19 protein-coding genes and 9 pseudogenes are annotated in these 23,179 nt (G+C 60.6%); 18 read left to right on the top strand and 10 right to left on the bottom strand.

The genetic code is table 11. From position 1 onward, the window contains the following. The first annotated feature begins 174 nt into the window (after positions 1-174). Positions 175-864 (top strand): YncE family protein, encoded by a 690-nt coding sequence (locus NLM33_RS46915; protein WP_254106306.1) that lies wholly within the window; start codon positions 175-177, stop codon positions 862-864. 748 nt (positions 865-1,612) lie between these two features. On the opposite strand, the gene NLM33_RS46910 is transcribed toward NLM33_RS46915, so the two are convergent. Continuing rightward, on the bottom strand, positions 1,613-2,035 hold the full coding sequence (locus tag NLM33_RS46910) for a hypothetical protein (protein ID WP_371930062.1): 423 nt from the start codon (positions 2,033-2,035) through the stop codon (positions 1,613-1,615). Between the two features lie 15 nt (positions 2,036-2,050). Then, positions 2,051-2,272 (bottom strand): hypothetical protein, encoded by a 222-nt coding sequence (locus NLM33_RS46905; RefSeq protein WP_254104198.1) that lies wholly within the window; start codon positions 2,270-2,272, stop codon positions 2,051-2,053. Between the two features lie 122 nt (positions 2,273-2,394). On the opposite strand from NLM33_RS46905, the pseudogene NLM33_RS46900 reads away from it, so the two are divergent. The 4 genes and pseudogenes from NLM33_RS46900 to NLM33_RS46885 all read left to right on the top strand — a co-directional run. After that, positions 2,395-2,753: pseudogene (locus NLM33_RS46900) on the top strand (IS5/IS1182 family transposase); the annotation flags it as partial. A gap of 321 nt (positions 2,754-3,074) precedes the next feature. After that, positions 3,075-3,242 carry a hypothetical protein gene (locus NLM33_RS46895; protein WP_254106304.1) on the top strand — a complete coding sequence of 56 codons (168 nt, stop codon included), beginning with the start codon at positions 3,075-3,077 and terminating at the stop codon, positions 3,240-3,242. A 1,317-nt stretch (positions 3,243-4,559) separates the two neighbouring features. Then, the gene (locus tag NLM33_RS46890) at positions 4,560-4,736 is read left to right on the top strand and encodes a hypothetical protein (protein ID WP_254106301.1); all 177 of its coding nucleotides are present in this window, start codon (positions 4,560-4,562) and stop codon (positions 4,734-4,736) included. Positions 4,737-5,046: 310 nt separating this feature from the next. Continuing rightward, positions 5,047-5,339 (top strand): annotated as a pseudogene (locus NLM33_RS46885) (group II intron reverse transcriptase/maturase); the annotation flags it as partial. Here NLM33_RS46885 and NLM33_RS46880 read toward each other — a convergent pair. Both NLM33_RS46880 and NLM33_RS46875 read right to left on the bottom strand, forming a co-directional pair. Continuing rightward, positions 5,269-5,508: a transposase gene (locus NLM33_RS46880; RefSeq protein WP_254106299.1), complete on the bottom strand. Its 240-nt coding sequence runs from the start codon at positions 5,506-5,508 to the stop codon at positions 5,269-5,271. The pseudogene NLM33_RS46885 and the gene NLM33_RS46880 sit on opposite strands and share 71 nt — an antisense overlap. A gap of 129 nt (positions 5,509-5,637) precedes the next feature. After that, a complete protein-coding gene (locus NLM33_RS46875; protein ID WP_254106297.1) occupies positions 5,638-5,781 on the bottom strand; it encodes a hypothetical protein in 144 nt (47 codons plus the stop codon). 143 nt (positions 5,782-5,924) lie between these two features. Here NLM33_RS46875 and NLM33_RS46870 point away from each other — a divergent pair. Together NLM33_RS46870 and NLM33_RS46865 are read left to right on the top strand one after the other, a co-directional pair. After that, positions 5,925-6,078, top strand: a pseudogene (locus NLM33_RS46870) (IS256 family transposase); the annotation flags it as partial. Between the two features lie 234 nt (positions 6,079-6,312). Continuing rightward, positions 6,313-8,067, top strand: coding sequence for an outer membrane beta-barrel protein (locus NLM33_RS46865; RefSeq protein ID WP_254106566.1), 1,755 nt, complete (start codon positions 6,313-6,315; stop codon positions 8,065-8,067). Here the strand turns inward: NLM33_RS46865 and NLM33_RS46860 are convergent. Next, positions 8,060-8,291, bottom strand: a pseudogene (locus tag NLM33_RS46860) (transposase); the annotation flags it as partial. The gene NLM33_RS46865 and the pseudogene NLM33_RS46860 overlap by 8 nt on opposite strands. Before the next feature lie 100 nt (positions 8,292-8,391). Here NLM33_RS46860 and NLM33_RS46855 point away from each other — a divergent pair. Further along, positions 8,392-8,646, top strand: a pseudogene (locus NLM33_RS46855) (IS21 family transposase); the annotation flags it as partial. Next, positions 8,646-9,272 (top strand): annotated as a pseudogene (gene istB, locus NLM33_RS46850) (IS21-like element helper ATPase IstB); the annotation flags it as partial. The pseudogenes NLM33_RS46855 and istB, both read left to right, overlap by 1 nt. A 15-nt stretch (positions 9,273-9,287) precedes the next feature. Here istB and NLM33_RS46845 read toward each other — a convergent pair. Next, positions 9,288-11,369, bottom strand: a complete 2,082-nt coding sequence (locus tag NLM33_RS46845) for a recombinase family protein (RefSeq protein WP_254106295.1) — start codon at positions 11,367-11,369, stop codon at positions 9,288-9,290. A 511-nt stretch (positions 11,370-11,880) separates the two neighbouring features. Between NLM33_RS46845 and NLM33_RS46840 the strand changes: the two are divergent. Then, positions 11,881-12,048 (top strand): annotated as a pseudogene (locus tag NLM33_RS46840) (ATP-binding protein); the annotation flags it as partial. A 117-nt stretch (positions 12,049-12,165) separates the two neighbouring features. After that, positions 12,166-13,818, top strand: coding sequence for a transposase family protein (locus NLM33_RS46835; RefSeq protein WP_254106293.1), 1,653 nt, complete (start codon positions 12,166-12,168; stop codon positions 13,816-13,818). A 78-nt stretch (positions 13,819-13,896) separates the two neighbouring features. Here the strand turns inward: NLM33_RS46835 and NLM33_RS46830 are convergent. The 3 genes and pseudogenes from NLM33_RS46830 to NLM33_RS46820 form a co-directional block, all read right to left on the bottom strand. Continuing rightward, positions 13,897-14,311, bottom strand: a pseudogene (locus NLM33_RS46830) (IS21 family transposase); the annotation flags it as partial. A 33-nt stretch (positions 14,312-14,344) separates the two neighbouring features. Further along, positions 14,345-14,788 carry a DUF1842 domain-containing protein gene (locus NLM33_RS46825; protein ID WP_254104121.1) on the bottom strand — a complete coding sequence of 148 codons (444 nt, stop codon included), beginning with the start codon at positions 14,786-14,788 and terminating at the stop codon, positions 14,345-14,347. Positions 14,789-14,837: 49 nt separating this feature from the next. Continuing rightward, entirely contained in the window at positions 14,838-15,185 is a 348-nt protein-coding gene (locus NLM33_RS46820) for a hypothetical protein (RefSeq protein WP_254103044.1), read from the bottom strand. Positions 15,186-15,929: 744 nt separating this feature from the next. On the opposite strand from NLM33_RS46820, the gene NLM33_RS46815 reads away from it, so the two are divergent. The 5 genes and pseudogenes from NLM33_RS46815 to NLM33_RS46795 all read left to right on the top strand — a co-directional run bounded on the left by NLM33_RS46815 (position 15,930) and on the right by NLM33_RS46795 (position 19,111). Then, entirely contained in the window at positions 15,930-16,136 is a 207-nt protein-coding gene (locus NLM33_RS46815) for a cold-shock protein (protein WP_254103045.1), read from the top strand. A gap of 796 nt (positions 16,137-16,932) precedes the next feature. Next, a pseudogene (locus tag NLM33_RS46810) lies at positions 16,933-17,067 on the top strand (hypothetical protein); the annotation flags it as partial. Between the two features lie 328 nt (positions 17,068-17,395). Continuing rightward, positions 17,396-17,794, top strand: a complete 399-nt coding sequence (locus tag NLM33_RS46805; protein WP_254106290.1) for a hypothetical protein — start codon at positions 17,396-17,398, stop codon at positions 17,792-17,794. A 186-nt stretch (positions 17,795-17,980) separates the two neighbouring features. Continuing rightward, a complete protein-coding gene (locus tag NLM33_RS46800) occupies positions 17,981-18,553 on the top strand; it encodes a hypothetical protein (protein ID WP_254106289.1) in 573 nt (190 codons plus the stop codon). A gap of 357 nt (positions 18,554-18,910) precedes the next feature. Then, entirely contained in the window at positions 18,911-19,111 is a 201-nt protein-coding gene (locus NLM33_RS46795; RefSeq protein ID WP_371930195.1) for a protein NO VEIN domain-containing protein, read from the top strand. A gap of 173 nt (positions 19,112-19,284) precedes the next feature. On the opposite strand, the gene NLM33_RS46790 is transcribed toward NLM33_RS46795, so the two are convergent. Continuing rightward, positions 19,285-19,470, bottom strand: a complete 186-nt coding sequence (locus NLM33_RS46790; RefSeq protein WP_254106287.1) for a hypothetical protein — start codon at positions 19,468-19,470, stop codon at positions 19,285-19,287. A 1,184-nt stretch (positions 19,471-20,654) separates the two neighbouring features. Here NLM33_RS46790 and NLM33_RS46780 point away from each other — a divergent pair. Further along, on the top strand, positions 20,655-22,415 hold the full coding sequence (locus NLM33_RS46780; RefSeq protein WP_254106285.1) for a methyl-accepting chemotaxis protein: 1,761 nt from the start codon (positions 20,655-20,657) through the stop codon (positions 22,413-22,415). A gap of 22 nt (positions 22,416-22,437) precedes the next feature. After that, complete coding sequence (locus NLM33_RS46775) at positions 22,438-22,770, top strand: hypothetical protein (RefSeq protein WP_254106283.1); 333 nt, start codon at positions 22,438-22,440, stop codon at positions 22,768-22,770. The last annotated feature ends 409 nt before the right edge of the window (positions 22,771-23,179 follow it).

Below are 23,179 nucleotides of genomic sequence, written 5' to 3'. Positions count from 1 at the left end.
GAGGTACCCATCGGCCCCAGCGGGTGCTCACAAATGCGATCAAACTCGAAGGCGCTATTAGACACCACGCGCCGCTCGACGCTAGCAACGCAAGGCCCTTCGGCGGCAAGCTCCGTTGTCGCGATGCTTTTGGCCGGTTTGTTGAGTGCGCGCTACGGCAATGGGAGGCGCATCATGAATTTACATAGTGCGTTTTGCGCCACGTGGCTGGCCGGCCTCGTCGCCAGCGGCCCGGCAATGGCCGGAACCAACGATATCCTGATCGGCCTTGACAGCAAGATCACCTACGGTCCCGACGGCCAGATGAATGGCGCTCCGGGTCCCGATGCCGTGCTGGTTGTGGACATCTCCAATCCCGCCAAACCCAGGATTCGCGCAAGCCTGCCGCTGGCAAACTCTCTACTGGGCCCGCCCACGAACCTGCAGATCACACCAGACGGCACGCTGGGCCTGGTCGCCAATTCCGTGGTTCACGTCCAGGAGGGGAGTTCCTGGAAAACGGTCCCGGATGACAAGTTGTACGTGATTGACCTCACCGCAGATCCGCCGAAGTTGATCGACACGGTTACTGTCGGGCGGCAGCCCTCCGGTCTATCGATCTCAAAGAAGGGCGATCTTGCATTGATTGCCAACCGAGACGGCAAGAGGGTCTCTGTCGTCTCCATCCAGGGTTCAACGGTCAAAGCCGTAGGCGAGGTCCCGGTGGAGCAGCAGGCTGCGGCTGTTGTCATCGCACCCGATGGCAAGCGCGCCTTCGTCTGCCTCAACCTCGTGAACAAGATCGGCGTGTTGGCAATCGATGGACAAAACGTGACCTACGACAAGTCGATGGACATCAGCGATCAAACGGCGCGTGCTGGATGAGTTTTTGACGAGCGCTAGTAGCTGCAGCGCAAAGCAAAGACTAGTGGGCACGGCTTCGGGTAGCGGCGCAGGCGACGGCTGGCCCCGTGAGTTAGCGCTGTGGTAGCAAAGCGCCTGATCCCCCATACGGCGTTCTGAGCGGCTGCCGTTTCGCCGTATCCCTATCACGCGGGATTGGCCAACGATGGTGAGAGGATCCACGTCTGAACGGGACTTCCTCAAGCGCGGTCTTTCTGGTCTACAACTAGCAGCTCTGAAAAAGCTCGCGGATAGCCCGGCTGACAATTGGTGGAAAGAGGTGCTGGAGAGCAAGAATCTCTTGCAGTCAGAAATGGAAACCTGAACGCTTATGGCAAAGGTCAGAGCGTCTTCAAAATTGCTTTCGAAAACGGCGGCAGCGGCGATTGCAGCCAGCCTCCGCGATCCACTAAAAATATCTGGTGAAGCTGGAACTTGAGAATAAGGATCCATATATGTCGTAGTGGTCCAGCGTCGGCGGCGAGCAGAGTGCCGCAAGGGCGAGTTGGCGGCCAAGCGCTTTCGAGCCCACTGTGATCACGCCAATGCCGCACGACCGTCGCATGCGGCACACGATCAGGTGACGTGATTGCGATCCGGTCGGATCGTTGGGCGATCGGCGGATGTACCTGATCTCAACGATCTGGGAGAAGCCCCGGCGGGCTACGGCTCGCCGGGGGCTTCCTTGGCTGTGTGGGGCTGTCGTTCTTACGAGATGCCGTCGGCGCGGTCAGCCGAGAGGTCGGGTTTGCCTGAAATGGAACCCGCTCGAAGTGAACCGCCTGGCCACGGCACGCACGTCACGTTCGCATGTTTCGAGCGCAATCTTCTGGGCGAGCATGACGTCTCCGATCGGCAGAGCGCCGGCCGGCGAAAAACATAATCCCTCCCCCAGGCGGCCTCTTTCGTCGATCTCGCACACGTTCACCGAGGCCCCGAGGTGGATCCTGTATCGCTGTCCGCTGTCATTTCCGACGACCTCGAAGTAGCCCTTTTGGGCGAACTGCTCCCGCTGCGCCGGCGACAACCATTGCTGCAAGAGGCGCAGCGACCGGCCCTCCGGCGTCCGCTCGGCGCCGTGCCTGATGATAAGGGCCCGCATCGCTCGCCCCCGGGAACGGCCGCCCGGCGGCATCGATCGAAAGCCAAACATGGCAGGAACGCCGACTTAGCCGCCGACCAGCCTGGGGAAGAAGACGGTTTCTTCCGCCTTCGGGTCGAACGATCGGATCTGCGAAACCTGACCTGGACCGGTCCGGACCGCTGCGGTAAACCCGATATTCGTCAGTTCGTAGAACCGCTGCTCCGCCTTCGCCAGTTCTTGTGCGTCGTCGAGGTTGAAAGGATGACGGCTGTCGCCGCTGTGGTCCATCACGATCTGGATTGCCATAATCGCCCTCCTCGGATTGCTGATAGCCATGGGACCTCGATCGAGTATCGAGCCAAAGTCGTGGATTTTCAAGGGTGGAGCATTCCATCGCAAGTTGCCGCTGGTCTACTGATCGCAGCGGCGTGCAGCCCAAGGCCGTTGCGCATCCGACCGACGCGCGGCTGATGCATCGGGCAATCGTCAAGCTCATCGGGCTCGCCAAGCGCGCCGCCATCATGATCGGCCGCAATACCCACGCTGTCCAGTTCAAGCGCGCCCGGCGCCAACTCAAGTGCCTGCGAACACGGCTTGGCCGGATCATTCGCGGCATCCGCCGCAAGATTGATGGCGATGCGGTGCTGGAAGCTCGCTTCGGCCCGCTGCTCGGTTAGCGCAGCAGGTGCGCAGCCAGGATCAGGATCGGCGCAGTCCAAAGGTCCATGCGTTACATGCCCCGGAGGTCGTGTGCATCGGCAAGGGTAAAGCCCGCGCGCCTTACGAGCTCCTGTCAAGAGCTCAATCCCTGCAGGTATTTCGCCTGTCGTCGTCAGGCGCCGGAACGCAATGAGCAATTTGCGCGCCAGCGCCACGATCATGGTCTTGCGCGTGCAGCCGCGCGCGCCGGCCGCGCGAGTACGGAACCATTGGGCCAATGCGCTGTCCTTTTGGAAAAGGAGAGGGCGCCAGGCCAGTTGGATCGTCCCACGCCGTACCCGGGCGTTGCCAGCACGAAGGCCCTTCTCACGTCTTCGCTTGCCGCTCTCATCGGGAGCGCCCGTGAGGCTCGCGTAACGCGCGACCGCTCCAGCAATTTGATCATCGCGTGCGCGCCGCTCTCGGAAACCTGCAAGCGCTGCAATCGAGCCGCCTCGATCTCCCTGATCTGCTCTCTGATGAGGCCAAGACGGACCATGTCCCGGCGCATCTCGGCGACAGTGTTGGGCGGCAGCGGCACTCCTTCCGGCGTGCGCAGCGTCTCGAGCCGTTTTGACGCATGACGCAGCAGCGCCGGCTTAAGATTGCGAATACCCAGGCGAATGAGACATGCCTTCATTCGATTGACAATGCTGGTTTGTTGGCTGACGAGGTTCTCACGCTCGCGGTTCGGGGGCCGACGTCCTCTTCATCGAGACTTGGGTTTGCTGCCATTTGGCAATGGTTCGGCTCGCCGCGCAACCAACTGAGCACGGTTTGCAGGTTCGTTGTCCGCGCTTTCGGAAGGAGCTTGAGCAATTCGGGTTTGTAAGACCGAGCGCAGCCGTGGGCACGAAAACCCAAGGGATCACGAACGATTCCTCATCGACCAACGTGTCTTCCGTCTGCGTCGAGCCTTGAACCGTTTACGAGAGCGCGCGGTTTCGTCGCGCTTCGAGTAGAAAATGGCTGTTGCAAACGTCTAGGTTGTATGCCACCTTAGGCTTGGGCCTCAGAAACCCAAGATAGCATCCGTGGCCAATCAATGGGCCAGCGTTGTAACAGCCCCGTTCGGCGGGGGCGGTGCGCCCATGTCCAAGGGGCACCCCAAAAGCACATTGGCCGTTCACGATTACGGTTTCTGAACCCCGGCAGCCAGTCCGCTACCGGCATCAGAGCTAAAAGCAAAATCCATGAACCATCAGCGAATCTCGCGCCGCGCCATGGCGATCGCTCGCGTCTGCAGCCTCGAGGTGTTGCACGACAACGAAACATCTCAGCAGAGAGCCGACCGGTTGCTGGCGCCGCACAAGCGGCGTAACCGTTCTCCGTCGTCAAATGATTTGAGGCTAATTAGGCGGCTCGCGAAGGGAGGGGCTGGCTCCTCAAGGGTCAGAGCTTAGGCGGCCTGCACGCGTTGCTGCGAGCGACGGTTTGCATTTCATCGGCGCCATCCTGCTCGAGCAGCGCCCAAGTTTGGCACCCCAAAGCGCCTTCCGAGCTGCAAAGCGTTTGCCCCAGCGAAAAGCTTCCTTTGGGCAGTGTTTCGGGGAGCTGAGAGAGCATTGTGCGGGTTGAGGCAATACCTTGTCGCGAGGGTGCCTGTGCACGAGGCGATCGAGGATAGAGTCGGTTGCCGATAAGCTTGTGCCAATGCTCGCTCGGGGGCTGGCTTGTCACCACGGTCGAGCCGCGGCCATGGCGATCCTCCATCATCTCCAACAGGTCGTGTTGCTGCTCAGCAGTCATCGGGGCAAGTCCTCAGTCGTCGAGGACCAGAAACTCGACCCGCGCCAGGGTTCTGAGGAAACGAGCATGGCGGTCGCCGCCCCGCGGGAGGGTGAGCGTCTCGACCAACCGCGGCAGCAGCTGATAGAGCACGGAAGGGTTGACGGTGAGGGCGAGAGCGGCCTTCTGGACCAAGATCGGCGCCGGCTGGGAGCATGAAGACCGCAAGGGCCTCAACATCCTGCGGACCGCGATGCCCCAGAACGGCCGTCTCGTGATCCGCGAGCAGAAGGCGCAAGACGCTGAGGCGGGGCCATTCAACAACAGGAAGATATGGAAATGACCGCGCGCATTACACAGGACCGCGACGACGCAGCCGCATGGGAATGCGTCTGCGGCAGCTGCCGAAGGCAATCGCGGCACTCGACACCGTCAATGTCGACGAACACATGAAGCGCGCGAGCCCTCAAAGCAAAGCTCGCATCGGAGCACAGCGAGGCGGTCTGGTTTGATTTCGTCGCCGACCTCGGCGATGGCGTCGACAGTACCTTCGAGATTGGCTGCTCGTGCGCTGACAGTGGCGATGGCATCGTGTCCTCCCTAAGTGGAACAAATATCGCATTGTCACCCGGGGTTGTCGAGGCGCGTGATTTGAAGCATTCGCGTTGACACCCCATCCAGACAAGACCCGCCTGATTGAATTCGGTCGCCGTGCGGCCGGTCAATCGCAAAGGGCGCGGCCTTGGCAAACCGGAGACCTTCATGTTTCTGGGCTTCACCCACATCTGCGGTAAGTCACGCCGGGGGAACTTCCTGCTCGAAAGGAAGACCCGTCGCGTTCGTTGTCACCGGCCACTTCGCCTACTACGCGGTTCCTACAAATCGGCGGGCGCTCTCAGCGTTCCGCTACTATGTGACCGATCTCTGGCGTCGAACGCTTCGGCGCCCGCAAGACGGCCGTTGCCCCGACAACGAGGAGACAGCGGAGCTCCGGATTTCCCCATCTTCGATATTCGTCCCAACCGCTCTTCGCCTCCGCTTGAATGAGACCGCGGCGTCAATCCCAGCCAGGCAGCGAAGTGGCGAGCCGACTTGAACCCGCCGGGATCCGGCACAAGCGCCTTGATGGTCGCCGCAGTGATGGCGCCGACGCAGGGATTGTGGTCAACCGACGCATGTCCCCGTCGTGCTTGGCCTCCAGAACGATTGCGCGCTCGAGCCTCTCCATCTGGTCGGCTGACGTTTCAATCGGCTGAAGCTTCAATCTCATCGGCAATAGCCATCAGCGCGAAGCGCGCTGCTGCGGGCAGGAGAGCATCTGTCTCGTCCCGTACGATTGCGACCAGCGCCTCAACCTTTGCCAGGCCGGCGGTGGCGATGATCCCCAACTCTGCTAGATGCGCGCGCAACGCGTTGACCGCATGCGTTCGCTGAGCGCGGTGCCCGTGCCAGTTGCACCACGCTCAGGGGCACGATCAAAAGTGATTGCTTTCAGGCGCATCGATGCCCGCACAGTAGAATGCGTAGACGTATGGCCTTGCGCTGGGTCGCGGCCGCTATGATCGAAGCCAACAAACTTCGGACGATTGAAGGCGCATAAGCAACTGTCGGTTTTGCGTGCGCCCCTTCAAGCTCACCACGATCGCATAACGATGAAGCCCATTGCCCACGTCACGAGGGTCGCGTTCCGTTCTTCCGGAAACGTTGGCCCGACGCAGTTCAACACCGATCGGGACATCCCCGTCGCGTTCACAACAATCGGCTGCTTGGAGACAAGCCGCGTTTTGGTTCTGAACACAGAGCGGTGTATGCGCCGCCTCTTTCCGGCGGAAATAGAAGCTCTCTGCAGTTTTCTGCCAACTGGCCCATCTTTTGCTATGCCCGCATCTTATTGCTTGCCCGTATCCTTCGGAGATGAGATGCGCAAAGTTGCTTTTTTGGTTCTGTCGACGGCAATCTCAGCTCCGCCATGTGCCGCTTCGTCGGCGGATGTTGCCGTCAAGACCCCAAAGGTGGCGCCGCGTCCATTCAGTTGGACAGGCTTCCACCTTGGTGGGCACCTTGGCGCAATCGTTGGTAATGCCGGCTTCTCCGATCCGTTTGGCCCCTCGGTGTTTGGCGATAACGTGACGACACCCGGCTTCCTCGGCGGTCTGCAATTCGGCTACGACTGGCAGGTCGCGCCGGCATGGGTCGTGGGCGTCGGCGCAGATGCAAGCCTGCTGTCTTCGGACGGCGCGTTCACCTGTCTTCAGGCGTCGCCAGACATAGTCGGGTCAAACTGTGCGGTGAAGCCGCGTCGGCTCGCGACGTTCACGGGGCGCTTCGGCTATGTTGTCGAGCCCGAGGGACGAACGCTGATCTACGGCAAAGCCGGCGCCGCTTGGATGCGCAGCGATGTCTCTGTCGCTCCGAACAACGTGTACAACGAAAGCCAGGGGACCTTCACTGAAGACACTCTCATCCAGGGTGAGCCTTCGATTGGCCGCGTGAGCCCGTGGGGCTGGACAGTGGGTGCAGGTTTTGAACACACGCTCACGCCCGCCTGGTCGGTCAACATAGGATACGACTATCAGCGCTTCAACAGTCAAGTTGCGACTCCTGAGACCATCAAGATATCGCCAACCGGCCCTACGAGTGGAACGGTGGCAAGCGTTCCGGCTGGCGCCACGTCGCACATCGGCCAGGACATGCACCTTGTAAAGCTCGGGCTGAACTACCGCTGGGGTAGAGATCCCCTGGCGTCGTGGCCCGAGAGACCGGCAGCCCATGAATTCGCCGGGCCGACCAAAGCTCAGTTGATGCCAGCGGGTTGGCAATTCGAGGGCGGCGCCCGCTATTGGTACAGCTCTGGCAGTTTCCAGTCCGCCTTTCCACAGGTTGGAGCAGGCCTCATGTCCCAGCTGCACTACCAGAATCTGACCGCACACACGGGCGAGTTCTTTGCGCGTATCGATTCACCCTACAACATGTTCTTGAAGGGATTTGCCGGCGCTGGTTCGATTGTCAGCGGCGATCATTTCGACGAGGACTGGAGTCTCTCTTATGGTTATGCGTCGGCCCCCACAGCCTTCGAGGTAACCCACTCATCCGTTGGAAAATCGTCGCTTTCCTACGCGACCGCGGACATCGGTTTCGACGTCATGCACGGGCCGGACTACAAGCTCGGGCCTTTCATTGGGTACAGTTACTACCATTACTACATCGGGACCGAAGGATGCACCCAACTCGTGGCGCCGGCATCGGGCATCTGCTTTCCATCCGCCGCGGCCAACTTCGTAGGCACAAGCGAATCCGATACCTGGCATTCGTTTCGCGCGGGCATTGCGGGCGAGTTGCGGTTCTGGGATCGTTTCAAGATTGGAGGCGATCTCGCCCTTATACCCTATGGTCGCCTTGAGGGCCTGGACGATCATCGCGCGAGAGATCATCTCACTCTGTTTCCCACCACGGGGGAGACACGCGGTTTGCAAGCCGAATTCACCTTGTCCTATTTTGCGACCAAAGACCTCAGTATTGGTCTGGGCGGACGCTATTGGGCGATGTGGACGACGAGCGTGACCGAATCCTGCAACGGCTGTGGGGGGCTAGGCGTGGTTTCGCCGCCTGGTCCGGGGAGATTTAACACCGAACGGTTCGGCGGCTTTCTACAGGCGTCCTATCGTTTCAACTAGAGCGCGACACTTCGCCGATGGTGGCGCAGACCGAATCGATGGTTCGGGCGGCGGCCTTTCGGAGCAGATGTTTGAGCTTGGCAGGACCCGTTCGACGGGTTCAGGTCGGGCTAGCATTTTTTCAGGAAGAACAGTTTGGCGCCGGCGGAACGAAGGAGCTGGCGCACGAGCTTGCTTTTGTGGCTGCCGAGATTGTCCATGACCACATCGCCAGGGCGAAGGGTTCGGCAGAAGAACCCTTCTCGACACGATGCGTCCCCGATCGCGCCGCTCGGGGAATACGCGGGACAACTTCGCGGCCAAGCCGAGGCGCTGGTCCGCCATGGCCAGAGCATGACGCCGCGGCAGATGGTCGACATCCTCAACGCCGTGCTGACTGGCGGTCTGCCCGCCGTGGAAGCCGCCTGTGCCGAAGCACTCGGTCACGGCGTCCATTCTGCCGATGTCGTGCTCAACATCCTGGCCCGACGGCGAGACCCCGTCCCCCCGGCCAACATCATGACGCCGGCCGCACTGACGCTCCGCCATGCGCCGATCGCCGATTGTGCCCGCTACGACAACCTCAGGAGGACCATCTAATGGAACGGACCCAAATCTTCGACCTCATGGGCGAGCTCAAGCTCTACGGTATGAAGGCTGCCTTCGACGAGATCATGGCGACTGCTGTCAAACGCCAGCATGAACCCCAGCGCATTGTCGGAGATCTGCTCACCGCCGAGATCAACGAGAAGCAGGCCCGATCGATCAAATACCAGCTCACCATCGCCAAGCTGCCGCTTGCCAAGGACATCGCCGACTTCCAGTTCGACGGCACGCCAATCAATCAGACGCTCGTCAATGATCTCGCCGGCGGCGGCTTCGTCGCCCAGCAACGCAACGTCGTGCTGGTGGGCGGTACCGGGACCGACAAGACCCATCTTGCCATCGCAATCGCCAGGAGCTGCATCCGATCCGGAGCCCGGGGACGATTTTATAATGTCGTCGACCTCATCAACCGGCTCGAGGCCGAGACCCGCAGCGGACGGCAGGGGCGGCTTGCTGAGCATCTGACCCGGATGGACTTCATCGTTCTGGACGAACTTGGATATCTTCCCTTCGCTCAGTCGGGGGGCCAGCTTCTCTTCCACCTCGTCAGCCGGCTTTATGAGCGCGCCTCCGTCATTTTGACCACCAATCTCGCCTTTGGCGAATGGCCGAGCGTCTTCGGCGAGCCAATGACTTCATGATGCCTCCTTCTTCGAACGCTTGGTGCGTCGTACCCGATTACGAAGCTGACTGATTTGGTCGTCTGAGAGCTCGATCTGCCATGGCTGGCCTTTGGTTAGCTGCCGACCTGCCAGCAATCCCCGCGCGAGATAATCGAACACCGTCTGCGGGGTCACCCCAAGCTCAGCCGCTGCGCCCTGAATCGAGAAGCTGCCGTCGGGCCAGCGCATCGGATTCTTGTCCACGCCGTTGATTTTAACGGTGGGAATGCCCCAGCGGGTACGTAATAGCCAGACATTCTCGCCTTTGAAGTCGCAGCCTCGAGCCGCGACGAAGCCTTCCTGATTGAGTATTGCCGCGATCTCGCCATCCATTTTGTGTTCAGCGTTCAACTCGACGATCCGTTGACGCAATCGAGCAATGTCGATGTAATCGCGGTAGGTGTGAACGCGGCGTTGCACGTGATGCTCGCTGATTGCGCCGGTCTGCCAGACGATCTTGAGCCACACCTGACCTTGGGCTCGCTTCTGATCAAGAACGACTTGGCGGATGACAAATCGAAGAATGCGCTTGCGATCAGCTGCCGACGTGGTCGCCGCGTTCCAAATCCGCGGCAGGTTCTCGGCGAGCGCTTGTAGCCCTGCGCGTTCCACTGGGCCAATCAGAAGCGGCTCTTGCGCGCGCCAACGCGCATGCTCCTGCTCGACCGCCTCGACGACGCGCAGCCTCTCCTCCCAAGCCCGCTCGAGTGAGCGCGCCACAAGACGGTTCTCGGGCTCTACGGCGTCATACTGACGCCGAGCGCGCTCGGCGTCGTAGCGGGCGCGCTCCACGCGAAGCGCCCACTGGCGCTCGAGCTGACGGCTCTCCTGCTCCAGTTGGCCCGCGGCTGCGATTGCGATCTCAATCTGATCCGGCACCAGAGCATCGAGGACCATCCGCTCGACCAGCGCGTCAACCGCCAAGGCCCGGACTTCCTGGCACATCGCACTGCCTTGCTGGTCCCGATCCGAGCGGCAGCAATAGACCGGATAGTCGGCATTCGGGCCCGTGTAGCGCATGCTCATGCGCCGTCCACAACGACCGCAAATCCCAATTCCCTGCAACAGGGCTGCCCCCTTGCGCGGTACACCCGAGTGTCCTGCCTCAAAGCGGCAGATGTTATCCGCCAGTCGCCCCTGGTTGGCCATGAACTCCTCCCAGCCGATATAGCCTGGGTGAGCGGCGTGGAGGCATACCGCCCAATCCGCGATCGCCACCTTGACCGTTCCCGTCAGCGATCCCGGCCGGCATCGGCTCGGATCCTTTTGCCGGCGGCCATAAACATAAGCGCCAGCATAGGCCGGATTCTGAAGGATATTAAGGACGCGTGTACTATCTGGCGCACGCCAGACGATCTCGTGTGGAGACGGTCCAAGCAGCGGTCGAGCCGGCAAGAACAATCCGTTCCTGTCCAAGTAACGCATCACACGGCGAGCGCTTTGCAGTTCCCGGAACTTGGCGAACACGAGATGCAGACGAGCCTGCACCTCCTCATCGGGATTGAGAATAATCATGCCTGCTCGATCGTAGGCGAGCCCGGCTGGCAGAGGTAGCCGCAGTTCGCCCCGCGCCGCCTTCTGGCGCTCCCCTTGGTGAAGGCGCATCCGAAGTTGATGCAACTCCGCCTCGCTCATGATGCCGGACAAGCCCAACAGCAAGCGGTCGTGGTAGGCGCGTGGATCGTAAAGCCGCTCGCCATCCGCAATGAGCACACCGAATACCGAGCACTCCCGGTTGTTGCGGGCCAAGCGAGAAGCGTCGAGACTCACCACAAGACCTGCGTTGCCAAGGCCGATCTCGGCGATGAGCTTCTGGAAACCATGGCGATCCACGCCGCCAGCGCCGGATTTGCCCAGATCCTCGTCAATCACCTGGACGCGCTCAGGCGGCCAGCCCAGACCGATGGCACGATCGACAAGGCGGTACTGCAGCTCGGTGCTCTCCTGATGTTGGCGCACCTGGTTCACGGATGACTGCCGCACGTAGACGTAGGCCAACTTGGCTCGGTGTGCGGTCGTGAGCCGCTCGTCAGCGATGTTCGATCTGATCAGCACGACCCAGTCCCCTTCCGGGCGTGCCGGGGATCGCTTGCATTCGCCGCATCAGCGCGGCGATTGTTTGAGCAATCTGCGTTTGCGTCGCGGTCGACAGATTCGGCCAAAGGCGCGGAATGTCGGCTGTCGGATGGCCGGAGGGATTTGCCAACGTCGGCAGGGGTCGATACGCAACGTGACCTGGAAGCGGTCGGTGGGTCATCGCGAATCACCTTCTCGTTGAGAAGGCCCAGACTCGCGCTCAAATGTTGCATCAATGGGATCAGCGTACGCACACTGATGCGCGGCAGATCGGCCGCGTTCGGGCAGGAAGTGATCGACGTCTCGGCAAGGTCCGTCGACGCGATCCGAACTCCCCGCCGTCGTCCGTCCGGCAGCGCGACAACAACGTAGGCGGGACCACGTCCCGACCGCTCCTTCAGCACTTCAAGCCGGTGCCCGAACAGAAAATGATGCGGGTCGGTGATCGTGACGTGAGATACGACCCGGTCAAGAATAGGGGCACTCTGTAGTGTTCGGTGACCTCGCCATGACCCTCGCCGCCATCGATCGCCTCGTTCACCACGCCACCATCGTCGAGATGAACGTCGAGAGCTATCGTAGGCGGACGGCGCTCGAACGAAAACGCGGTCCCGGACGGCCGCCATCGCACGCGACACTCAAAACCGTCTCTGATTGACGCTCCGCGACAATCAGGGCCAACAAAGCTCTTGCCGCATTGCCTCACCGAGAATGTTACCGGAGGATTCCGCGCCGATGACTGGGGCAGCGTCACCGAATCAGGTCGGTGGCGCCAATGGCAAGCGGGATCAGCATGGGCGCACGGCGCGAGGTTTTGGCGGCGGTGGCGAAGCGTTACCGTACGGCAGGGCGAGTTGAGAAGGGACGCATCCTTGATGAGTTGACGGCAACGACGGGTTGGCATCGCAAGCACGCGGTGCGAGCACTGTCGCTTGCAAGGGATCCAACCGGACCGCCATCGAAAGAGGAAGTCACCGGCGCAACCGAACCAGCGAGAAGTCGGCGGCGCAGATACGCCAGTGTGCGCGACGCGCTGGTCGCGTTGTGGGAAGCCTCGGATCGCGTCTGCAGCAAACGCCTCGTATCGATGATCCCAGCGCTGTTGCCTGCACTCGAGCGGCATGGTCGGCTGAGGCCGACAAGCGAAGAGCGCGCGCTACTGGTAACGATGAGTGCGGCGACGATCGATCGAATGTTAATCGACGTCAAAGTTGTGGCTGCTGGGGGACGTCGGCGGCGGGTTGGATTCTACTCGGCGATTCGACGCGAGGTGCCGATCAGAACCTTCAACGGCTGGGCCAACCCGCCGCCTGGTTTTTGTGAGATCGACATGGTCGCGCATGGTGGAACCAGCGTGGCCGGCTCGTTCATCCAGACTCTGACCATGGTGGATATCGCCACGGGATGGACGGAATGTCTGCCCCTGGTGACCCGCGATGGTAGCCTCGTCGTCGAAGCGATGACGCGAGCACAAAGTCTGTTCCCGTGGGTGATCCGGGGTGCCGACTTCGATAACGACAGCGCGTTCATGAACGACGTCGTTGTTCCATGGTGCCGAGCACAGCAGATCGAGGTAACGCGGTCCCGCGCCTACAAGAAGAACGATCAGGCTTTCGTGGAGCAGAAGAACGGCGCGGTGGTGCGGCGGCTCGTCGGCTACGGGCGGTTCGATGGGGTCGCGACGGCCCGTGTGATGGCGCGTCTCTACGCGGCGGCGCGCCTGCTTGTGAACTTCTTCCAGCCGTCATTCAAGCTCAAGGAGAAGCGCCGCGAGGGCGCGAAGGTCATCAAACGCTATCATCCGCCGGCTACGCCGTACGAACGTGCGCTGGCACACCCGAAACTCGCATCGGCGATCAAGCGCCGTCTGCGCGCGGCATACCGCACTCTGGATCCCGTGCAACTGCTTGCCGACATCCGTGCGGCGCAGGAAGAGCTCGGCGAACGCATCGGCAAGCGCGGTCTTGTGACGACGGTCGGCGTATCGCCGGCTGATCCGCTGATTTTTGCCCAATCGCTCGGCACCGTGGTAACGGCCACCGAGGTACGCGCCACACATCGTCGGCCGAAACGACGATACAAAAAGCGCATTCGCATGCCCTCGAAGCTCGATCCCCATTTCTCGACGATCGAGAATTGGCTCGCTGTCGAACCGCAGCTCACTGCGCTGGCCATCGTACGCAGGCTCATCACCATCGATCCTTCGTTTAGCGACAAGCAGCATTCAATCGTTCAACGCCGGCTTCGGTCCTTCCGGCGGAAGGTGGCGGAAACGATCATCGTATCCATGCCGCTGGAGGAAATACGGGCCGGGGCTGTGGACGGCGCTGCGTGTAATGATCACTCCGCCCCGTCCACAGCCCCTCCACCGAGTTCGCCGCAGCTTCGAGATCGGTCTGCGGAGCTCGCAGACCTTCATCCCGGGTAACATTCCTTCCTGAGGCAATACGAGGGGGTCCTTTTGGATGCCGATCCGGGCGGGGTCCCAGTCCAATGCCGATTGACAGCCGAGCGCCCACGGAGCGTTCTGCAAGCCCTCGGCCAGGGCAACGAAGCTTTCGCCGCCGAGCCCGACATGGGCATACTCGAAGCCGGAGAACCCCAGCCGGAAGTGATAGAGCCGGTGATTGAGCGCCTTACTCGCGAAGCTAATGCCGAGCGCGCTTGTGTCGGTAAAGTCCGACAGACCCAGCCGACCGGGTTCGTGCTCCTGGCGGACGATCACGTCCTGTTCGGGGCCGTTGAACGCCCGCCAGGCATTGATGCGGCGCTCCAGCGTGCGTCGGATGTTGGGGGTAAGGTCGGGATGCCGTCGGCGCAGCCTTCAGGATCGGGCTGATCTCGGCGTCCCAATAGGGTACGAGCGGATCGGGCCGTCGTCGACCTCTCGGCACCTTCTTCTGTGACGGCAGCCGCGAGTCGTCGTTCTCACCTTGATCGCCGCCGCCCATCGTTCATGCGATGGCTGGAGACACCAGCTTGACCGGCGCGGCCTCGATCTCCTGCCAATCGCCGTGGCCGCTGCGATAGCGGTAGGAGGCGATTCCCGATTGCCAGTTCGGGACCAGGGTCATGCGCAGATCGACGTTGGGCAGAATCTGCGGTCCAAGCCCGCCATGCGTCGGCCAGTGGATTGGCGGGTAGCCAGTAAGGAGTACTAGAAGTAGTGCCGGAGCCGGCGGGAGCGTCGGCAGCTGGCTGTAATTGCCTTGCAGGGAGGTGGTGACATCGAGCGGCGGATTAACAGCTTGGGTGATGCTGCCGAAGCCTTGGATCCGCCTGTTCGGCGTGTCGACAACCAGATCCAGCTTGAAGATTCTGCCTCCGGGGCGGCTTTCGCCAATCTGATAGCAGGCGTGAAACAATCCGACGTGGTCTTTGGTTGTCGTATCCGGCATAGAGCTATCCTTTCCTATTTAAGGGGATTGATCGGGTGATCGGCTGTGGTCATCCGGCCAACTGCCGCACGTAGTCGTCAGATTCTTCCGCCGGGATCGCCTTCACCGGAATCAGGCGCGTGCCATTGCTACCGGACACGACGATTTGCGGCACATAATGGCCGGGGAAGCTGCCCTTGACCGCAAAGGGCGTGGACCCTTCACCGAGCGGTCCCGTCCAGCCCATCACGTCGATCTTCAGGCCGCCGACCCAATGCGGATCGCGCACTAGGGCAATTCCTGTCGTGAAGTTCGGCGCATCACCCTCAACCTCGACCAGAAATAGCCCGAATCCGTCGGGTCCGTGGATGAAGCTGGCTTTTGCCGTGTTAAACGGCTCCGTCTGATAGAAACCCATGATTCTCCTCCTGCTGAGCTGGCGACGCCGCGCAGCCATCCCCGCCGCCTAATGACCAGTGCGGCGCTGGGCTGGTGTCCGCCGGCGGCCGCAAACGCGTTCATTCCAGCAGGGATCTGGGACCTAACTAGCAATGAGTGTGCCACCTGAAAAAGTTGCGCAGTGAAAGCTTTAATGGCGACAGAAAGGTGCAGTCTCGCTGGTGCGAGCCCCGCGGCTCAGCGTCGAGTTGCGGATATTGTGTCATCGACCTGACACGGATGAATACGACGACACCGGCGTCAACCTTCTGCGCGACCAGCCTAAGACAACCCGGTTATATGCGAGCTAATCGGGTCGAGCACATTCAACTGCCGCACACGGCGCTCGCATCATGCCGTTGCAGAACCTCGCGGCAATCGCCGATTCACATTCGATGTCATTCATCGAGAACTCGGCGTTCTGTGCTGGTCTCGAAGACGTACCGATCTGATCCGGAGCGGCGGGTGATGGGAGCCCAGTGAGGCGAACCGGACGTTTACCGATCCCGCCGTGTGATGCCTTCGAGTAATCGACACTGATCGAGCTAGCCTGAGAATGTTAGCAGTCGCGCACGGTTGTCAGCTTTGCGTCCATTGACGTCGACCCGATGCTCACCATCACTGTGGGATCAGCATTTTCGGTCCGGCACGCCAATTGCTCTGTTTCTCGGCACCATTACCCACCCGCGCTCGGACTGGGCGCAGCGGCAAAGGACGTGATCGTATGGCAACAGGTACTGTGAAGTGGTTCAATGATCAAAAGGGGTACGGATTTATCGCTCCAGACGACGGCGGAAACGACATTTTTGTCCACATTAGCGCCGTAGAACGCGCTAGACTCTCTGGGTTGGCAGAAGGCCAAAAGATTTCTTATGAAGTCAAAGTCGACCCCAAGCGTGGCAAGAACAGCGCTGAAAACCTGCGGGTCTGATCACGCCCGCCGCGTTGGACTGACGGTTGTTCGCCGTCTTTTGCGTCTATGTCCGTGTCGGGCTTTTGATGGTAGGTGCAGTAGAGCCACGGCAGCACGGTTTGCAGGTTCGTTGTCCGCGCTTTCGGGAGGAGCTTGAGCAATTCGGGTTTGTAAGGCCGAGCGCAACCGTGGGCACGAAAACCCAAGGGATCACGAACTATTCCTCATCGACCAACGTGTCTTCCGTCAGCGTCGAGCCTTGAACCGTTTACGAGCGCGCGCGGTTTCGTCGCGCTTCGAGTAGAAAATGACTGTTGCAAACGCTTGGGTTGTATGCAACCTTAGGGTTGGGCCTCAGAAACCCAAGGAAACCCGAGCAAGATGGCATCAGTGGCCATCAATGGGCCAGCGCTCTAACAGCCCCGTTCGGTGAGACGGTGCGCCCATGTCCAAGGGGCACGCCCCCCAAGAGCACATTGGCTGTTCGCGATTGCGGTTTCTGAACCCCGGCAGCCAGTCCGCTACCGGTATCAGAGCTAAAAGCAAAATCCATGAATCATCAGCGAATCTCGCGCCGCGCCGTGGCGATCGCTCGCGTCTGCAGCCTCGAGGTGTTGCACGACAACGAAACATCTCAACAGAGAGCCGACCGGTTGCTGGCGCCGCACAAGCGGCGTAACCGTTCTCCGTCGTCAAATGATTTGAGGCTAATTAGGCGGCTCGGGAAAGGAGGGGCTGGCTCCTCAGGGGTTAGAGTTTAAGCGGCCGGCACTCGTTGCTGCGAGCGACGGTTTGCATTTCATCGGCGCCTTCCGCCACGCTCTACACCCACATCGACGATCTCGTGGAAAGCTTGAGGACGGTATCGCCGGCAGGCGTGATCGAGAGCCGGCGCCTGCCGGGTTCTGGCGCAGGCCCGAGCCCCGACCGATTAATGATCGGCTCGGAACCCGACCAGCTCCAACGGAGCAATCGCTACCGGCCTGCCACTGAAGAGAAAGAATGGCATCTTGACAACAACCCGCAATTAAAGGGCCGATTGACAGCCTCAGCCTCAGCCTCAGCCTCAGCCTCAGCCTCAGCCTCAGCCTCAGCCTCAGCCTCAGCCTCAGCCTCAGCCTCAGCCTCAGCCTCAGCGTCGGCCGTCGCCTCAACCCGCTCGCTCGCTACAGCGCTATGGAAGGCGCGCTCCGCGAGCAGCTTGCTCGGGCGCGCGGCAAGCCGGATCCGGGTAGAAACGGTAATTCGCTTCGGTAAATGTTCTCATCTGAGACAATATGAGGGGCAACTTCGAATGGCGTTTTGACAGTGGTTGCTACGGCGAGGACCGATGGTTTAACAACACTGCTGGCGCATCCTTCGACGCTAAAACGTCGAACACGTTCAGCGCTTTGCGCACTGGAAGGCCTACATCAGAGGCGGGCGGCAAGCACCGCATCGCGGTGCGCGCCCGCATTCGCCAGCGCGCGAACGGCGAGTGTAGCCGCTGGAAGCTATCGCGACTGCTGCTGTTGAACCTGCAGCAATACAAAACCAATAATGCCCGAACCGATAGCTACCCAGCTCGAAACCGCCATTGCAAGGACGAGCCTGGCGAGATCATCATTGAAACTCGCTGTCACAAACCAAGCGGCGCAGAAAGCGAGGCTCGCGAGGAGCGCGCTCGGCTGGCATAAGTCTCGGATTGGATGTTGCACTGCGTCGTCCCCTTAGGGTTGTTGGGGCGCAATGCGAGCACAATGCCGAAGTTCCAAGAAGGCGGCTTGCGTGCGGCGGATAGTTAACAGTTGCTGAACCGTATCCGTACTACATGACGCCGCAGCTGCTCGCCTTCGCGCACGCCCCGCACGAAGCGATTGGCTGTGGATCGAGGATCGCCAGCAGACTGGCTTGGCAGCATTTCGCAATGGATCTCCGATGGCAAGATCGACGGTGATGCGCTCGACGGACAAGGGCCGAGGGCCAAGATCCGCATAGCGGTTGCCGACGAGCAGCTGCGGCAGCGGCTCGATCTAGTCCAGCGTACCGGCAATGGCCTCGCGACCAGGCTGGACGCGTCGGCGGCGCAGGCGGCCGAGCAAATCGCGCCAGCCGCGGCAGTTGCCGCGCCGGCGAGCTCCTCGGCGGCGCTCGAGGAGGCGTTCAAGCGCGGGCGCCTCGAGGCGCTGGAGCGTGAGAACCGGCGGCGCGCGGAGGAGGAAGCGGCGCGTGCCGAGTTGGCAAAAATCGCCGGCCGCGCCGTATCGATCGTCGACGGCGCGTTGCCCGAGATCGCCGCGAGGTTCGCGCTGCCACAGCGTGACATCCTGCATGTCCTGCGCGCCGAATTCCGCGGTGTGCGCTCGCGCGCGGCGCGCAAATTGCGCGACGATGCCGCCGCCCTGCCCGAGCTGATCGAAGCGGAATTCGATCCGGATCGCGGATCGTCGGTGTGAGCACTTTCGCGGACGAGCTGAAGCAAATCGTCGAGGCGCTCGGCGACGGCGAGCCGTTGTTCGGCACTCAGCTTCGCGCCGGCGGCGCCGATCGGCCGGCGATCAAGGTTCGGGCCGGGAGCTCCCATCGAAACGGCAGCCAGCGCGCCGATCATGGACGGCACCGCCATGATGAGCAGGTCGCGCGCAAAGCGCAGCAGACCCGCATCGCCAAAGAGTGCCGGCCTCGGATCAATCACCATGTAGATAGCCCAACCGGCGACGCCAACGACAGCCGGAATGATGATGTCGTATTTGCGTTTTTCCGGATGACGGATCTGGAGATAGCGCAGCGGCGCGAGCAGTCGAAGGCTCGAGATCAAGACCACCAATGGGCACGCGCGGACGCAGTTCTGGCTGTCCCGCACCCAGTACGAAGTGGCCGCCCAAAATCCGTCGACCTACCGTGTCCGAAGGGTCTTCCACTTTCAAAATGGCGCCGAGATGTTCGACATCAAGCGGCCCCTCGAATCCGGCCTGCGGCTCATCTGGGACAAGTACGCGGCCGTTCCGAGGTGATGCCGCTCATCTGAGGCGGGGGGCCGGGAAGCGGAGCCGCCGCGAGTCGCGCCGCCAAGCCGCAAAGGAGCTTCGCATATCGCCGCCGAAGCCGCAGCCCGTCGACCTACCCTCCCGGTTCTACCCGCTGCTGACTGGCATCCTGGGACTGCTCGCTTTCGTCGCCCTGCTGATCATGCTGTGGCGGTAAAGCCCGTGGCCGCGGCGGCTCGCGCCGCCTTCTCTTCGGCGATCGCCATCTCGCACATCGTCCTGAACTGCTGGAACGTGTTGAGCAGCAACCGGGCGCGCCTCATGAACTTCTCGAACCGCCAGTAGTCGAGCGATTCCGCCGTTACGAAGTCGTCGCTCTCAAGCATCTTCGAATGCTAAAGCACCATCGGCAGGCCCTCCGGAACCGGCGCGGTCTCGCCCGGCGCAGCTCGCCGATCAAGGCCGAATGAGATGCGTGATCCGAAGCACTTTCGGCGCCTCGATCGACGGGAGCAAACGTTCGTATGTATGGACATGGCACGTTGCGCACTTAACTTATGAATCAATATTTTGCGAGCCTGAACCAGCTAACCAATCGATACTCTTTCCTGATACAGTCATGCCCTTCGACAGAGAGTCTGATTGCGCAATCTGCAGGCATCCTTCCGGTCGCTATATCATCCAGGAGCTACGGGCTGATGGCCGTTTGGAGCTATTAGTTGGGAGCTTTGATTCTGCCGCTGCCGCTGAACGATGGGTTCTGGGCAGGAGCACCAAATGCTCCGGAGCGGCCAGGATCGCCGAGTTGCCGTCGGCGATATCCAGCGGGCGTGACAGAAAAACCGTGCATGCTCCGAGTGGATGATCGCATTCCCCAATGTCGACGACGGCATCAGGGAATCACGAATCGCCCAAAGGCAAAATCCAAAAACGCCAGAAAGCGTGGTCCAACACCCCGCTCTCCTGCAAAAGCGAATACTGTATCAAGACCAATTCTGCTTATTTCTCTTTACCGATTCGTATTCTTCACGGACAAGAACCGCATTCTGCTCGACAACTACTACCCTTCTCCGGCGACCTCGAACGGAAGATACAGGTCTTCGTCGAACCTACAATCACGTCCACTATGACGAGAGCATCAACAACCTCCCGCCGGCCGATGTTTACTTCGGTAGGACTGAGGCGCTCCTAGCTGAGCGAAACCGTATCAAGCGCAACACCACTGCCAACCGTGGCGTGCAGCATCAATTGCAAGCGGCTTAAACTCAACCCCCTGATGAGCCAGAGCCTCCGTTTTCGAAACGCCTGATCCGTCTCGAATTAGCTGACGACTCCCCGTAAAAGTACGGGGCATCGCTCTTGACACGATCGCGCACATGGAGCGCGCCGGGAAACATAAACTCAGAAAAGAACAACTCCGCCGTAGTTCGGATGGGTTTTCGCTTTTTGACGATCGCCCCTATTAATAACTTCTTTCTGCTTTTAACTGCATTCTTTGCTCGGCCTGATCCAGGATCTGCATTTTTCGGATGCTAGCCGATACGCAGCGATAAATAGTTAGAGAGACACGATGCGAAGCATTCAAAATCTACGGATTGGTACGAAGCTTGCGATCTCCTCACTTATCAGCCTCCTTCTGGTCGGTGGGATGATTTGGGTCCAAGTCAACGGCAACACCTCAACGCGCAGAGCCGATGAATATGTTATCGAGCAGTCCACGATCGTCCAAAATGCGATCGACGCAAAAGCCTCTGCCCGCGGTATGCAGATTGCCGGCCGCGACGTGAGGCTGGCGAAGACGCCGGAAGAGCTTCAGTCCGCGCTTCTGTACCTGAACGAACGGCAAGATAGCGCCACGAAGTTCGCTAATGAAATTCTGAAGCTTGCGCGATCGCCGGAGAACCGCGGGCGAGCCGAGAAGATCAAGATTTTAACACAAGAATACGTCGAAGGCGTGAGAGAGAGCGGAGGCCTTCGCTCTGAGATCATCAACCTTCATCAACAACTCTTGGTCGCCAATGCTGATCAAACTGGCCTCATCCCAAAGGCTTCAGCGCTCGATGAGAAGGAGAGCCGGCTTGCGAAGGAGAAGACCGGCCCTCTCGCGGTCGAGCTGGGCGCACTCGCAGACAAGATCGTCGAATTTGCCAAACAGCGGGCCGAACAGGCTCGGACGATGTCGCGGCAGGAGATGTCATCGGCTGAACGAAATTCCCTAGTAATTGGGGCCGCGGTCACTTTCCTACTCATTGGTGCATGTGTCTTTTCAGTTGTCACCATCGCACGGCCTCTGCAAGCACTGACGGCAGCCATGCGTGAACTCGCCGGCGGCAAATTTTCTTTTGTACTGCCCGGGCTCGGAAGGAAGGATGAAATAGGAGACATCGCGAACGCCGTTGAGTCGTTTAAAGTCCAGGCCGAACAGAAGGCTCATGCCGAAGCCGACGCCAAAGCGGAGCAGGATCGGATCATGGCAGAGCGACGAAAGGCTGACATGAATCGTCTCGCTGATCAATTTGAGAGCGCCGTCGGCGAAATCGTAGAGACGGTCTCCTGTGCTTCGACAGAACTGGAGGCGTCGGCCGGCACCCTGAGCGCAACAGCGGAGCGGGCAGGGGAAATGGCTGGGGTCGTCGCCGCCGCATCAGAGGAGGCCTCGACCAACGTCCAATCCGTTGCATCCGCAACGGAGGAGCTGTCATCATCGGTCAATGAAATCAGCCGCCAAGTCCAGGAATCCGCGCGTATGGCGGGCGAAGCGGTGGGCCAGGCCCGGTCCACAACTGACCGTGTGAGCGAACTGTCGAAGGCCGCCGCGAGGATCGGCGACGTGGTCGAGCTCATCAACACGATCGCCGGACAGACCAATCTTCTCGCGCTCAACGCGACGATCGAGGCTGCTCGCGCCGGCGAAGCAGGGAGGGGTTTTGCCGTCGTCGCTTCGGAAGTCAAGGCGCTCGCCGAGCAGACCGCGAAGGCGACGGGTGAAATCGGTCAGCAGATTTTGGGCATCCAGGCTGCGACGGCAGACTCGGTGGCTGCGATCAAGGACATCTCGGGAACCATCGAGCGCTTGTCAGAGATCTCATCGACGATCGCCGCTGCCGTAGAGGAACAGGGGGCTGCTACTCAAGAGATCTCCCGCAACGTTCAGCAGGCGGCCCAGGGTACCATGCAAGTCAGCAGCAACATCGTCAACGTCCAGCAAGGGGCGTCGGAGACCGGATCGGCCTCGGCTCAAGTGCTGTCTGCGGCCCAGTCGTTGTCATACGACAGCAGCCGTCTGAAAGATCAAGTCGCGCGTTTTCTGACGAACGTGCGTGCAGCATAATTTAGAGAGCTGGGGACCCGCTATGGGACAAGTCATTCGGTTGCAACGCGCGGAACAGTTCTCTCTCGCGCCCGACGAGGATATCCCGGAGGACTATCACCGCTTATCGAAGGAGGAGCTGAAGCGCGCCATATCCGGCTGCCTTGAGGTTCGGCATCAAATCGGGGTGCTGATCGAACTCGCAGTCCAGGCCGAAAGGATGATAGACAACGTTTCCGACGAGAGATTGCAACATGCGTTGCGCGAAAAACGAGTCCGAGCGCATGTTGAACTGGTCAGCGTGCTTTCAGAGGTTTCGAGGACAACCATGACGCTCGTGACGACCCTTGCGGGGAACGCTAAATCCGATGAATAACCGGCGCAGGGAATAAGGATCTGCCGCCGATCTTGATCGGACCGGTTCCTGGCTCGCAGGGCACGACGGTCTTGTGGCTGACTGACGCGTTCGAGCCCGTCCGTGGCCCGCGCGGTCTGTGCTTTACCATCCGAAGCGCATGCGGGAATGTTGGCTCTAGCAATTGCCAGCGAGCGACACGTCGATTTTCGTTACCGCGCCGACGTGGCGAAGCCCATAAGCCCCGACGGGATGGAGAAGTATTCTTCAAGGATGCGGGTGGTTGGGACCGCGATATCCTTGATCTGAGGCCGGCAACACGCGCGTCGCGCTTCCCGATAAATTCATGCACAGAGATGTGAACTACCTCACACTTCCCCCAAAAAAGCCGGCGCAGAATTAGAATTGCCTACAGCGAAAGGTCAGTGTT

The sequence above is a fragment of the Bradyrhizobium sp. CCGUVB1N3 genome, from assembly GCF_024199925.1.
GTDB lineage: Bacteria > Pseudomonadota > Alphaproteobacteria > Rhizobiales > Xanthobacteraceae > Bradyrhizobium.
This window is presented reverse-complemented; position numbering and strand designations above follow the sequence as displayed.

Coding starts and splice junctions, on each gene's coding strand:
- NLM33_RS46915 (WP_254106306.1), top strand. CDS start 175: ATGAATTTACATAGTGCGTTTTGCGCCACGTGGCTGGCCGGCCTCGTC.
- NLM33_RS46910 (WP_371930062.1), bottom strand. CDS start 2,035: ATGTTTGGCTTTCGATCGATGCCGCCGGGCGGCCGTTCCCGGGGGCGA.
- NLM33_RS46905 (WP_254104198.1), bottom strand. CDS start 2,272: ATGGCAATCCAGATCGTGATGGACCACAGCGGCGACAGCCGTCATCCT.
- NLM33_RS46865 (WP_254106566.1), top strand. CDS start 6,313: ATGCGCAAAGTTGCTTTTTTGGTTCTGTCGACGGCAATCTCAGCTCCG.
- NLM33_RS46835 (WP_254106293.1), top strand. CDS start 12,166: ATGGCAAGCGGGATCAGCATGGGCGCACGGCGCGAGGTTTTGGCGGCG.
- NLM33_RS46825 (WP_254104121.1), bottom strand. CDS start 14,788: ATGCCGGATACGACAACCAAAGACCACGTCGGATTGTTTCACGCCTGC.
- NLM33_RS46820 (WP_254103044.1), bottom strand. CDS start 15,185: ATGGGTTTCTATCAGACGGAGCCGTTTAACACGGCAAAAGCCAGCTTC.
- NLM33_RS46815 (WP_254103045.1), top strand. CDS start 15,930: ATGGCAACAGGTACTGTGAAGTGGTTCAATGATCAAAAGGGGTACGGA.
- NLM33_RS46805 (WP_254106290.1), top strand. CDS start 17,396: ATGAGGGGCAACTTCGAATGGCGTTTTGACAGTGGTTGCTACGGCGAG.
- NLM33_RS46790 (WP_254106287.1), bottom strand. CDS start 19,470: ATGCTTGAGAGCGACGACTTCGTAACGGCGGAATCGCTCGACTACTGG.
- NLM33_RS46780 (WP_254106285.1), top strand. CDS start 20,655: ATGCGAAGCATTCAAAATCTACGGATTGGTACGAAGCTTGCGATCTCC.
- NLM33_RS46775 (WP_254106283.1), top strand. CDS start 22,438: ATGGGACAAGTCATTCGGTTGCAACGCGCGGAACAGTTCTCTCTCGCG.